The organism is Shewanella sp. 2_MG-2023 (genome assembly GCF_030548905.1).
GTDB classification, from domain to species: Bacteria; Pseudomonadota; Gammaproteobacteria; order Enterobacterales; family Shewanellaceae; genus Shewanella; species Shewanella electrodiphila.
In genome coordinates, this window is record NZ_JAUOSO010000009.1 from 41,869 (window position 1) to 54,092 (window position 12,224).

The following is a 12,224-nucleotide window of genomic DNA, read 5'->3' on the forward strand; positions in this document are numbered from 1 at the left end:
TTTTTATTGAGCAAATGTAATATGAGTCAGCAGATATGATGACTCTACCCTTATGGCTCCTTTAAGTCTTTATCCGTAAAACCAGTAACAAACCCCAATCGCAGCCATGATACCGCCGACATCAGCAGCTAAACCACAGCCAAGCGCATGGCGACTATTTCGAATGCCAACAGAGCCAAAATATACCGCGAGAACATAAAATGTAGTTTCTGTGCTGCCTTGAAAAATAGCTGATAATCGGCCAGCAAATGAATCAACACCATGGTGGTCCATCGTTTCAAGCATCATTGCTCTTGCTCCTGAGCCACTAAAAGGTTTCATTAATGCTGTCGGCATCGCATCAACAAATCGGTTATCAAAGCCGAATAAGGTCACTAAGCTTGATAAACCCTGTAAAGCGAAATCTAACGCGCCTGAAGCCCTTAATAACCCTATTGCCAATAACATCGCCAATAAATAAGGGATCAGCATAATAGCTTGGGAAAAGCCGCCTTTAGCGCCTTCTACAAACTCATCATATATGGCAACCTTTCTATAACCAGCAATCAGTATAAAACTTAAAATTAGCACCAGTAAAATACCGTTACCTAAGGCGGTAGATAAAGTGCCAATAGCCTCAACTGATAAAGTCATTAAATAAAATACACTGGCAATAAGCACACTGATTAAGGTTGCACCGTAAGCAAGCACAACACTATTTAATAAAGAGATACGTTGCACAATAGCTACAACTGACAGCCCCACTAAAGTTGATGCAACTGTGGCAAGTAAAATGGGTAAGAAAACATCTGCGGGGGCAGCTGCGCCTTGTTGAGCGCGATATAAAAATACTGTTACAGGCACTAATGTTACAGAAGAAGTATTGAGTACTAAGAACAAAATTTGCGCATTGGTCGCAACGCTTTTTTCGGGGTTTAAACTCTGTAAGTCATGCATCGCCTTAAGGCCGAGTGGAGTTGCAGCATTATCAAGCCCAAGCATATTTGCAGTTAAGTTCATCGACATACTGCCATAAGCTGGGTGTCCTCTTGGCACTTCAGGCATCAACTTGGATAATAACGGCTCGAACAATCGTGCAAACACCGCTACAACACCCGCCTTCTCACCCACTTGCATCAAGCCCATCCAGAGCGCCAACACACCAATGAGTCCAATTGAAATCTCAGCAGCAAGTTTCGCACTACTAAAGATCGCATTGACTGAGTCACCCAGCACTTCAACATGGCCATTAAATAGTTGCACAATGATGGCAATAGCTGCCGTTATAAAGAACAATAACCAAACTCGATTCAGCACTTAATACTCCATCATTATGACCAATGCTAACCCGTTTAGAACTGATGCTTAGTCCACGGAGATAACCTAACTCTTGTTAATGCATGATATAATCTATTTCATTATTACACAGTTGTTTTATCGAAATATTTTACTATGGCTCAAATTAATCCAGATTACCTCACCCACATTGCCGCAGAACTTCCAAAACATCTTGATATGGAAGAGTTTGTTGCAGCTTGTCATCGCCCTTTAAGAAAATCTATACGCATTAATACGCTAAAGATTTCAATAGCCGACTTTAAACAGGTTATGTATTCAAAAGGCTGGGAATTTGAACCTATTCCATGGTGTAAAGAAGGTTTTTGGATAACCCATAACGAAAACCAACAACCTGGCAATTGTGTAGAACATATTCAAGGGCTTTTTTATATTCAAGAAGCCAGTTCAATGTTACCGCCAGAAGCATTATTTAACGATTTAGGCACCAATGAAACTTATCAAGCGGATATTGTTTTAGATGTTGCTTCCGCTCCTGGATCTAAAACAACCCAACTTGCCGCATTAATGAACAACAAAGGCTTACTGATAGCCAATGAATACTCATCTAGCCGCGTTAAAATTCTGCATGCCAATGTACAACGCATGGGGGTCCGTCAAACAGCATTAACCCATTTTGACGGCAAGGTATTCGGTGAATACCTTTACGAAAAGTTTGATGCCATTTTGCTAGATGCCCCCTGTGGTGGTGAAGGCACAGTACGCAAAGATGTAAATGCATTGAAAAATTGGCAACTCGACGATGTCACAGACATTGCAGAAACCCAGAAACAACTCATTGAATCAGCCTTTTTAGCATTAAAGCCCGGTGGCGCTTTAGTTTATTCAACTTGTACACTAAGCCAAATTGAAAACCAGCAAATTTGTCACTATATTCAGCAGCAATACCCCGAAGCAGTGAAATTCGCCTCATTAAATAACTTATTCGCAGGCGCTGAGCAAGCCTGTACAGAAGAAGGTTTTCTACATGTTTGGCCACAAATATTTGACAGTGAAGGCTTCTTTGTCGCTAAAATCATCAAGACCGCATCTGTACCTCGCTTGAAGAAAAGCCCCAAACAACAGCGAAACTTCCCGTTTGTTTCTGCTAACCCAACGCAGACCCTAGCCGTTTCTGAGTATTTTAGTCAGAGCTTCAACATCAGCTTACCTAAGCAATATAACGTTATGATCCGCGACGATGAATATTGGTTATTTCCAGAACAATTCAGCCATTTTATCGGCTTAATGCGTTTTCAACGCATTGGATTTAAACTGGCTGACGTAATGAAAAAAGGTTTTAAAGCTAAACATGAAGCCATTATCGCCTTAAGTGACTTTATTGAAAATCAAGATAGCGTTATTGAGCTTAATCGTCAGCAAGCTATTGAGTTTTTGATGGGACGCGATATTCCAACCAATGAAGTTAACGGCTTAGATATAACCCCTGCTGGTGAAATGATAGTAAGCTTTCATCACAAACCATTGGGCGTAGTAAAACACTTAGGTCACCGCCTGAAGAATAATTTACCGAGAGAGTTGGTCAAAGATAAAATCGAATCAGTCTAAAATTAGGCGTTAAAGTGAGCATTAAAGTTAAAATCATCCAAAAGTTAAACAGCTTTAATAGACTCATTTCGCTAGTGATTTAAGCATTATTAGTTAAATATGACGATTTATATACGTTAAACATTCATTTATAGCGCATTAATTGTGCAATATAGAAATACACAACTATAATTTACTCAGACGTGTTTAATTAAAGACTTTTGTAGCAAGAATTGAATGTTGGGAATAAGCGGGAATAACGGCTTATTCTCATAACGGTTTACTGAGAGACAACTCTCAACAGTAGCGCAAGGCTCTTTTCAATAAGAGCCATTCCCCTAGACCCAGAACAATTGGATAGTTTTGGGTCTTTTTTTTGCCTGTAGTTTAATAGAGCAAACCTAATGATTAACGAATGTCGTTAGAATCTTGTCGCTAAAAATAACTCTATCGGCCAATTAATTTGGCAGCATCGGTGAATAGGTTGAAGAAGTTTTCCGAGGTGTAATGAGCTAAATCTTCATATTTTTCACCACGTAGCTCAGCGACAAACTCTGCGACATCGCGAACATAAGCCGGTTGATTTTCTTTGCCGCGATGTGGAACAGGTGCTAAATAAGGCGAATCTGTTTCTACCAATAGCCTATCTTGTGGGACTTGGCGAATAACACTTCGAAGTTCACCTGCATTTTTAAAAGTGACAATACCTGAAACTGAAATATAAAAACCTAAATCAATCGCCGCTTTTGCCATTTCCCAATTTTCAGTAAAACAGTGTAATACGCCACCCACTTTATCCGCATTGCCTGCTTTTAACATGGCAATGGTATCTTCACGTGCATCTCGGGTATGAACGATCAAGGGTTTATTCACATCAACAGCTAATGCAATTTGTTGTTCAAAACATTGCTGTTGAAGTGTTTTAGTTTCTGGGGCGTAAAAATAATCAAGACCAGTTTCACCAATTGCTACCACTTTTTTATCAGTGGCAAATTGTTTGATTTCTTCAACATTTAAACCGTCTTGAACATCTAAAGGGTGAACACCAGAAGAAAGGAAGACATTATCAAATTGCGCCATTTTTTCGCGCATAGATTCGAAACCTTGCTGACGCACATTGACGCACAGTAGGTAATCTACGCCACGAGATTTAGCACCATCAATAATGGCTTGTAAACTAGGTTGATCAGGTGCCGCTTTTAAACGGTCTAAGTGGCAATGAGAGTCGATTAACATGGGAATTCTATCAAAAGCTAAAATAAGCCAGCAAGAATACCTAGCTACATTGTGCAGGTCAAATCACTTGAAGAAAGTTCGCTCGAAAGTAACTTTTCAATGTGATGTTTATGACTTTCAGGATCGGTTTTAATTTTAACCCCTATCCCTGCAGGTCTGCCACCAGAAGCGCCTAATGGGTTAATCCAAACCACCACACCTTTAAAGTCAGTCATTTGTGATGTTCCAGGTAACTTATACGATATCGACAACTCTTGGCCTAAAAAGTGGCTTTCTGTTGTTGAAATAAATAAACCCGCAGGCTTAATAAAAGGCATATAAGCTCTGTACAACTGGTGCAGAGTATCAAAATTTACAACAAGATCGGTCATAATCTCAGTCTATTATTTAATATGAATAAGTTGTCTAAATTCGAGTATGTAATCTTGGCATAATGCCGGAGCATTCACACTCGCCATCGTTGCTAGCCGTTGGCACATTTGCGCCACTTTTGAAGACAAACCAATAATGTTACTTATAGCTAATGCATCTAGCTCTTTACTTTTTAACACATATTGTCTTAAGTACAAATATAAAACATTAAGTGCATCAACAATTTGATGCTCTGAAACCTTAATTAAACTGCCATTCAAATGGCCAGATTTAATGCTTAACGCCCAATCTGTTCGAAACTGAATCAACTGTTGGTAATGCTGACTACTGAGGCTTTCAGCAAGCTTTAATGGCCCGCCAATCATACTTAAACACCAAGTGACATCATGGGGCTTCTCGCCAGCACGCACTGAAGGTAGCATTTGGTGGGCTTTTAACCACTCATATACTTGTTTTCTATCAGGAGCGTGAAATGCCACTTGCTGACAACGACTTTTAATCGTCGCCAATATTCTTGAAGGCACATCGGTTTGTAAAATAATTAATATATTATTACCCGGCTCTTCTAATGTTTTCAGTAAGGCATTGGCTGACGCTAAATTAAACTGCTCACAATTAAGAATAATAGCAACTCGTTGGCCGCCTTGCTGAGCAGTTACAGTTAACTTTTGGCATAAATCACGGATTTGGTCGACTTTTATTATCGTGCCATCCGCTTTGATAACATGACAATCGGGATGTGTGCCGGCCTTAAATAGCAAGCAGCTCTTACATTGGCCACAAGCCCCCACTGGCGTGAGCGCTGTACACATAGCAGCTTCAGCCATTTCGTTTGCCAAAACATGACCACCTAAGCCTTGATCAATACTCACCAGTTGAGCATGAGCGCTATGGCCGCTATGGCGTTCGTTAATAAAACGCTCAAACGGTGCATCCAACCACGGTAATTGCTGTATACCAAATGCTTGCATTATACGCTCGCCTTTACCCAATAATATGTCATTTTCAAGCTAGCCTTGCTGTTAACTCAGCCGTAATCTGTTGGTGTACTTGTTCAATAGGCTTACTGGCATCAATAACAATAATTGAGTCATCTTCGGCTGCAAACGCTAAAAATGTCGCTCTAGCACGTTCAAAAAACTCAATTTGTTGCACTTCAATTCTGTCTAAAGCGCCGCGACTAGCAGCTCTTGCTAGCCCAAGCTTAGGCTCTATATCAAGATATAAGGTTAAATCGGGTTTAAAGCCTTTTAAAGTGATATCACTGATAGATTTTACTAAAGGCATTAATCCCCTACCGCCGCCTTGATAGGCAAGCGATGATAAATTATGACGGTCACCTAATACCCAAGTACCATTAGCCAAAGCGGGCTTAATAACATTAGCAATTAGTTGCGCTCTCGCAGCGTAAAACAATAAACACTCAGACTCATCGCAAAGAGGGTCGGTTTCATCTGCAACCTTAACTAAATCACGCATTTTTTCGGCAAGTGGCGTTCCACCTGGCTCACGCGTGCATACTGGGGTTTGTTGAGTGTGTTGTGTGATAATCTGTTTAACCAGTTCAATGGCACTGGATTTACCAGCGCCTTCTAGGCCTTCAATTACAACAAATTTAGCTTGTTCTTGGGTCATTTTCTATTTCTCTGGTATTCATTCACAGCGCGGTTATGTTGCGCTAGCGTCTCGGAAAAAACATGGCTTCCATCATTTCTTGAGACAAAATATAAGTAATTAACATCTGCAGGCTTAGCCGCTGCAAAAATGGCGGCTTTACTTGGTGCGGCGATAGGCGTAGGCGGTAAACCATTAATGCGATAAGTATTAAACGCGGTATGCTCTCGTAAATCACTGCGGGTTATATTACCGTTATAGCGTTCTCCCATGCCATAAATCACTGTTGGATCAGTTTGTAAACGCATACCTAGCTTCAAACGGTTGTTGAATACTGCTGCGACCCAGTCACGCTCAGATGGCTTGCCGGTTTCTTTTTCAATAATGGACGCAATCGTCAATAACTCATAAGGTGTGGTTAATTTAAGATCTTTATCTCGCTCACCCCAAGCCGTAGCAAGGGTTTTCTGCATCATTTGATAACTGCGGTCTAATATCGCCTCTAATGAATCATTGGCTTGATATTGATAGGTTTCGGGGAAAAACTTACCTTCAGGTAAACCCGACTCATCACCATTTTTTATCAACACGCGATTAAAGACTTCCTCATCAAATGTTAAATGCGGCAAATCCACTAATGACTCATGCCACTCTTTAATCGTTTTACCTTCAATTAAGGTAACAGAGAAGGTCATTTCGTCACCACGATTAAGTTTGGTTAGCAAGCTATCAATGCTATCACCTGGGTTAATTTGGTATAAACCAGTACGAATATGGGCATATTCAGGCTTAATCTTTAACAGGTATTTGAGTTTCCAGCTGTCGGTAATAAACTGCTTGTTTTCTAGATCAGCCCCAAGTTTTGTGACATTCATTCCTTGTGCGATAGTCAGTTCAACTGGCTTTTCAATTGTTAGAAGTTGGCTAGGATAAGCGATAATTTGCTGATATCCCCAAAAGCCTACAACACACGCGACCGTAGTCAGTGTCATTAGTGATGTCAGTATAATAGTGATGGTTTTTTTCATATTATTATAATCAGTACTTATTAGAATGATAGTTTGAGCTGGGTGAGTAAAGTATGGGTCATATTCCAGGTTTTATAATGATAGCTCGAGCTTAATTGGGTATTAATCGAGTCTATATTAATGCTGTTTACATTCACCAAACCTAATAAGCTGTTGGTGATAAATACATGTTCCGCATCGAGCAATTCATCCAAAGTGACCTTTGTCGCCATTACTGCAATATCATTTGTCAAAAGCGCATCAATAACATGTTCACGCATGACGCCAGACACCCCGTTTTGACTCATCGCAGGTGTTTTAACCTGATTGTCCTTAACAATAAAAATATTTGCCATTGAAGATTCAACTAAACAATTATCTGCGTCAAGTACAAGCCAGTCATCGGTGTTTTTGGGTAATGTCTGCTGTTTGATTAACACTTGCTCTAAACGATTTAAGTGTTTCATCCCTGCCAGTAAAGGCTGATTACCTAACGTTACTGGCGACAAGGACAATGTGATTCCTTTAGATTGCCACTGCGCATAAATATCCGGGAGCGGATGTAATGAAATAACCTCTGTGATATCAGGGGATGTAGGCGCAATATAACCTCTGCCGCCAACCCCGCGGCTAAGCAGTAACTTAATACAGCCTTGCTTTAACGTTTTCGCGTGTGATTCAAGGCGTAAAACTAATAACTCGATGTGAGAAATAGTAAAACCTAAACGCAAACAGGTTTGTTCTATGCGTTGCAGGTGTGTATTAAGGAATAAGATTTCGCCTGCAGCAACTCGCATGGTAGCAAATGCGCCATCGCCATAAGCAAGCCCTCGATCAAGAGCATCAATAGTATTATCAGATTTTCCATTCACAAATACCGACTGCATAACGTCCTTAACTCAAGGTTGTATTAATCTCATCTTGAAAATGCGATTTAGTTAACTAAGTGGATTGACTATCATATTTGCATCTAATGCAATGTAATTCAAATCGTCACTAAAGACTGTAATGGCTAAAAATAACTAAAGCGAATTCGAAACGAGAAACTGATACCAGAAATGGCCTCAGCATATGATGAGGCTCCAATTCTCATGGAGCCGTCAACTTGTACATCTGAGATCACATCCTTGTTATCTATAGCTTAACTCTATCTTATCTGGCTAACAGATGTTGGATCCTTGCTTTCAGTATATCTGTCGCAATACGGTTTTTACCGCCGCGAGGAACGATAATATCAGCGTGCTGCTTTGATGGCTCAATGAACTGCAAGAACATTGGGCGAACAGTGGCTTTGTACTGAGAAATAACCGACTCCATCGTACGTCCGCGCTCAGCTACATCACGCGTCAAACGACGTAAGAAACAAATATCCAGCGGTGTATCCATGAATACACTCGCATCCATGAGCTCACGTAATTTAGGGTCTGTTAATAGTAAAATCCCTTCTAAGATAATCACCTTTTTAGGTTGCATATCAAGGGTTTTAGTCATACGAGTATGTTCTTTATAGCTATAACAAGGAATGTTTACCTGCTCACCTTTCTTTAATTGCTTAAGGTGTTCAGCTAATAGCTGATGATCCAGTGCTTTAGGATGATCATAATTCGTTTTAACACGGTCTTCCATTGTCATATGACTTTGGTCACGGTAATAAGCGTCTTCATTAATCACACCGATTTGGTCGGTGCCTAGGTCACGCTTAAGTTCTTCAAAAATCGTTTGGGCAATTAAACTTTTGCCTGATGCTGAAGCACCTGCGATACCAATAATGACACATTGCTGAGAATTCATTACTTAACCTTACTCGTCGTCTGAAATACTGATTGAAACGGTGTTTTTGTTTTGCTGCTTCGCAAGTTGAGCACCCACTTTACGGGCGATTTCACGATAAATAGCAGCAACTTCTGAATCTGGCTTACTGACAACTGTTGGGTTGCCTTCATCCATTGACTCACGAATGTTAATATTAAGCGGTAATGCGCCCAATAACGGCACTTCATATCGCTCAGCAATCTTGCTTCCGCCATGGGTGCCAAATGGGTGTTCTTTATGGCCGCATTCAGGACATAAATGAAAACTCATGTTTTCAATAATGCCTAACACTGGGATATCCACTTTTTGGAACATGGTGATACCTTTTTTGGCATCTTCAAGTGCGATATCTTGCGGTGTTGTCACCACAACTGTGCCACTTACTGGAAACTTCTGTGACAATGTTAATTGTATGTCACCGGTTCCAGGAGGCAAATCAATCACTAAGTAATCCAGTTCTGGCCACTGAGTTTCAGTTAACAACTGATTTAATGCGCCTGCAGCCATAGGACCGCGCCAAACCGCAGCTTCACCATCGCCTAGCATAAAGCCTATAGATTGGGCTGAAATACCATGAGCAGACGCAGCAGTCATCATTTTGCCGTCTGGAGATGTCGGTTTAAAACCTTGTAAACCCAGCATCATTGGAATTGAAGGGCCATAAATATCAGCATCTAATATGCCGACTTCAGCGCCTTCAGCTTTTAACGCTAATGCAAGATTTACCGCAGTGGTAGATTTACCCACACCGCCTTTACCTGATGCAACTGCAATAACTTGTTTAATATTAGGGATTGGTTCTACTGAGGCAGTAGCTGAAAAAACACGTGGCTGAAAGTCAATTTCACATTCTACTTCGTCAATAGCATCAAGTACGGCTAACTTTTTAGTCACATCCATGACGGTATCACGATATTGCGTCATACAAGGGTAAGGATAAACCAATCCAAGTAGAAGGCGTTTACCTTCAATTGCAAGTTTGTTAACACAACCCGCAGATACTAGCCCTTCAGCTAAATATGGATCTTGGTATGCATCTAAAATACTCAATACTGGACCAAGAAGGTCATCACTTAATTGATAATCTGTATGCGAAGTAGACAAAAGCAGAACTCCCAGCGAAAAATTTGCCCAAGTGTACCAGAATTAGAAAAAAATGAGCGCTAATTTAGCCGATTTTGTTGTTGTTTGATGAAATAATCACTTTGATCGGTTAGTATCTTGACCATATATTTAGTGTAATCGATTGTTGAGACAAAATGACAAATTCACAACGTAAAATTCTGGTGACAAGTGCCCTCCCGTATGCAAATGGTCCAATCCATTTAGGTCATATGCTTGAGTATATTCAAACTGATATTTGGTCTCGCTACCAAAAACTTCGTGGACATGAATGTCACTATATTTGTGCAGACGATGCCCATGGCACGCCAATCATGCTCAAAGCTCAACAAATGGGTATTACCCCAGAAGAAATGATTGCTCAAGTTCAAAAAGAACACGAACAAGATTTCGCTGATTTTAATATTCAATTTGATAATTTCCATAGCACACACAGCGAAGAAAACCGCGAATTAGCTAGCGACATTTATATCAAGTTAAGAGATAACGGTTATATTAAAACCAAAACTATCTCGCAGTTATTTGACCCTGAAAAAGAAATGTTTTTACCAGACCGCTTCGTTAAAGGCACATGCCCTAAATGTAAAAGCGAAGACCAATATGGTGACAACTGTGATAACTGTGGCGCGACATATAGCACCACTGATTTAATTAAGCCTTATTCGGTTGTTTCTGGTGCTACACCTGTCATGAAGGATAGTGAGCATTTCTTTTTTGATTTACCAGCATTTGAATCAATGCTTGGAGAATGGTTATCTTCTGGCTCATTACAGCCTGAAATTGCTAATAAATTACGTGAGTGGTTCGATCAAGGTCTACAACAATGGGACATCTCTCGTGATGCGCCTTATTTTGGTTTTGAAATACCCGATCAACCAGGTAAATTTTTCTATGTATGGTTAGATGCACCAATAGGCTACATGGGTTCATTCAAAAACTTATGTGATAGACGTGATGATTTAAACTTCGACGACTTTTGGAGCATTGACTCAAAAGCCGAAATTTATCATTTCATTGGTAAAGATATCGTTAACTTCCACGGTTTATTCTGGCCAGCAATGTTACATGGTGCAGGGATCAGAAAACCTAACAGTGTTTACGCCCACGGTTATGTCACAGTGAACGGCGCTAAAATGTCTAAATCTAAAGGCACATTTATTAAAGCCCGTACTTACCTAGATAACTTAAACCCTGAGTATCTACGTTATTACTACGCTGCGAAATTAAATAGCCGTGTTGATGATTTAGATTTAAATCTTGAAGATTTTGCTCAGCGTGTAAATTCAGATTTAGTCGGTAAATTAGTTAACTTAGCTTCTCGTACAGCTGGTTTTATCAGTAAACGTTTTGATGGCAAGTTAGCAAAAATTAACGACACATCGTTAACCGAAGCCTTCCTTGCTAAACAAGACACCATTGCTGAACTATACGAAACTCGAGAGTTTGGTAAAGCAATGCGCGAAATCATGGCACTTGCCGATATGGCTAATGCTTATGTCGCTGATGCAGCGCCTTGGCAGTTAATCAAGCAAGAAGATAAACAAGAAGAAGCACATCAAGTATGTAGTAATGCACTTAACTTGTTCCGTATTCTGGTCACTTACTTAAAACCAGTACTGCCAAAACTTGCTGAAAATGTTGAAGGTTTCTTACAAGTGACACTGACTTGGGATAATTTAGACCAAGACCTAGCTGGCCATGAAATCGCAAAATTCAAAGCATTAATGCAACGCATTGAAATGAAGAGCATTGAAGCCATTATTGATGCATCGACTGAAAACCTGCAAGTGACTCAAACTGAAGTGCCAAAAGTTGAACAAGTGCAAACTGAACTTGAAAAAGAGCCGTTAGCACCAGAAATCAGTTTCGATGATTTTGCTAAGATTGATTTACGCATTGCGTTAATTTCTAAAGCTGAACATATTGAAAAAGCCAATAAACTACTTCGATTAGAACTGGATTTAGGCGGCGAAACTAAGCAAGTCTTTGCAGGAATTAAATCAGCTTATGCACCAGAAGACTTGATTGGTAAACACACTGTAATGGTTGCCAACCTTGCACCACGTAAAATGAAGTTCGGTGAATCTGAAGGCATGGTATTAGCCGCAGGTCCTGGTGGAAAAGATATCTGGATTTTAGAGCCACATGCAGGTGCAAAACCTGGTATGCGTGTGATGTAATAAGTTAACTGACTTATTA

The 12,224-nt window shown here is 40.2% G+C and carries 11 protein-coding genes; 2 read left to right on the forward strand and 9 right to left on the reverse strand.

Annotation, left to right across the window (positions count from 1 at the left end):
* Positions 1-69: 69 nt before the first annotated feature.
* Positions 70-1,296, reverse strand: a complete 1,227-nt coding sequence (locus Q4600_RS10565; RefSeq protein ID WP_303516096.1) for a nucleoside recognition domain-containing protein — start codon at positions 1,294-1,296, stop codon at positions 70-72.
* A gap of 135 nt (positions 1,297-1,431) precedes the next feature.
* Here Q4600_RS10565 and rsmF point away from each other — a divergent pair, with 135 nt between their 5' ends.
* Positions 1,432-2,883, forward strand: a complete 1,452-nt coding sequence (rsmF, locus tag Q4600_RS10570; RefSeq protein WP_303516099.1) for a 16S rRNA (cytosine(1407)-C(5))-methyltransferase RsmF — start codon at positions 1,432-1,434, stop codon at positions 2,881-2,883.
* Between the two features lie 426 nt (positions 2,884-3,309).
* On the opposite strand, the gene Q4600_RS10575 is transcribed toward rsmF, so the two are convergent.
* From Q4600_RS10575 to apbC, 8 genes are all read right to left on the reverse strand, one after another.
* The gene (locus Q4600_RS10575) at positions 3,310-4,098 is read right to left on the reverse strand and encodes a TatD family hydrolase (protein WP_102528728.1); all 789 of its coding nucleotides are present in this window, start codon (positions 4,096-4,098) and stop codon (positions 3,310-3,312) included.
* 44 nt (positions 4,099-4,142) lie between these two features.
* Positions 4,143-4,469 carry a PilZ domain-containing protein gene (locus tag Q4600_RS10580; RefSeq protein ID WP_055024454.1) on the reverse strand — a complete coding sequence of 109 codons (327 nt, stop codon included), beginning with the start codon at positions 4,467-4,469 and terminating at the stop codon, positions 4,143-4,145.
* A gap of 12 nt (positions 4,470-4,481) precedes the next feature.
* The gene (gene holB / locus Q4600_RS10585) at positions 4,482-5,441 is read right to left on the reverse strand and encodes a DNA polymerase III subunit delta' (protein ID WP_102528727.1); all 960 of its coding nucleotides are present in this window, start codon (positions 5,439-5,441) and stop codon (positions 4,482-4,484) included.
* Between the two features lie 34 nt (positions 5,442-5,475).
* Positions 5,476-6,105 carry a dTMP kinase gene (gene tmk, locus Q4600_RS10590; protein WP_102528726.1) on the reverse strand — a complete coding sequence of 210 codons (630 nt, stop codon included), beginning with the start codon at positions 6,103-6,105 and terminating at the stop codon, positions 5,476-5,478.
* Entirely contained in the window at positions 6,102-7,112 is a 1,011-nt protein-coding gene (gene mltG, locus Q4600_RS10595; protein ID WP_303516104.1) for an endolytic transglycosylase MltG, read from the reverse strand. The genes tmk and mltG overlap by 4 nt, the downstream gene beginning before the upstream one ends.
* Before the next feature lie 20 nt (positions 7,113-7,132).
* On the reverse strand, positions 7,133-7,978 hold the full coding sequence (gene pabC, locus Q4600_RS10600) for an aminodeoxychorismate lyase (RefSeq protein ID WP_303516106.1): 846 nt from the start codon (positions 7,976-7,978) through the stop codon (positions 7,133-7,135).
* A 265-nt stretch (positions 7,979-8,243) separates the two neighbouring features.
* On the reverse strand, positions 8,244-8,882 hold the full coding sequence (udk, locus tag Q4600_RS10605) for a uridine kinase (protein WP_102528723.1): 639 nt from the start codon (positions 8,880-8,882) through the stop codon (positions 8,244-8,246).
* A gap of 9 nt (positions 8,883-8,891) precedes the next feature.
* Positions 8,892-10,007 (reverse strand): iron-sulfur cluster carrier protein ApbC, encoded by a 1,116-nt coding sequence (gene apbC, locus Q4600_RS10610; protein ID WP_303516113.1) that lies wholly within the window; start codon positions 10,005-10,007, stop codon positions 8,892-8,894.
* 155 nt (positions 10,008-10,162) lie between these two features.
* Here apbC and metG point away from each other — a divergent pair, with 155 nt between their 5' ends.
* A complete protein-coding gene (metG, locus tag Q4600_RS10615; protein WP_303516116.1) occupies positions 10,163-12,205 on the forward strand; it encodes a methionine--tRNA ligase in 2,043 nt (680 codons plus the stop codon).
* Positions 12,206-12,224 lie beyond the last annotated feature (19 nt).

Bases quoted from the DNA above. Each gene is read 5' to 3' on its own strand.
- udk (WP_102528723.1), bottom strand. From the start codon at position 8,882: ATGAATTCTCAGCAATGTGTCATTATTGGTATCGCAGGTGCTTCAGCA.
- Q4600_RS10580 (WP_055024454.1), bottom strand. From the start codon at position 4,469: ATGACCGATCTTGTTGTAAATTTTGATACTCTGCACCAGTTGTACAGA.
- pabC (WP_303516106.1), bottom strand. From the start codon at position 7,978: ATGCAGTCGGTATTTGTGAATGGAAAATCTGATAATACTATTGATGCT.
- tmk (WP_102528726.1), bottom strand. From the start codon at position 6,105: ATGACCCAAGAACAAGCTAAATTTGTTGTAATTGAAGGCCTAGAAGGC.
- rsmF (WP_303516099.1), top strand. From the start codon at position 1,432: ATGGCTCAAATTAATCCAGATTACCTCACCCACATTGCCGCAGAACTT.
- holB (WP_102528727.1), bottom strand. From the start codon at position 5,441: ATGCAAGCATTTGGTATACAGCAATTACCGTGGTTGGATGCACCGTTT.
- mltG (WP_303516104.1), bottom strand. From the start codon at position 7,112: ATGAAAAAAACCATCACTATTATACTGACATCACTAATGACACTGACT.
- Q4600_RS10575 (WP_102528728.1), bottom strand. From the start codon at position 4,098: ATGTTAATCGACTCTCATTGCCACTTAGACCGTTTAAAAGCGGCACCT.
- metG (WP_303516116.1), top strand. From the start codon at position 10,163: ATGACAAATTCACAACGTAAAATTCTGGTGACAAGTGCCCTCCCGTAT.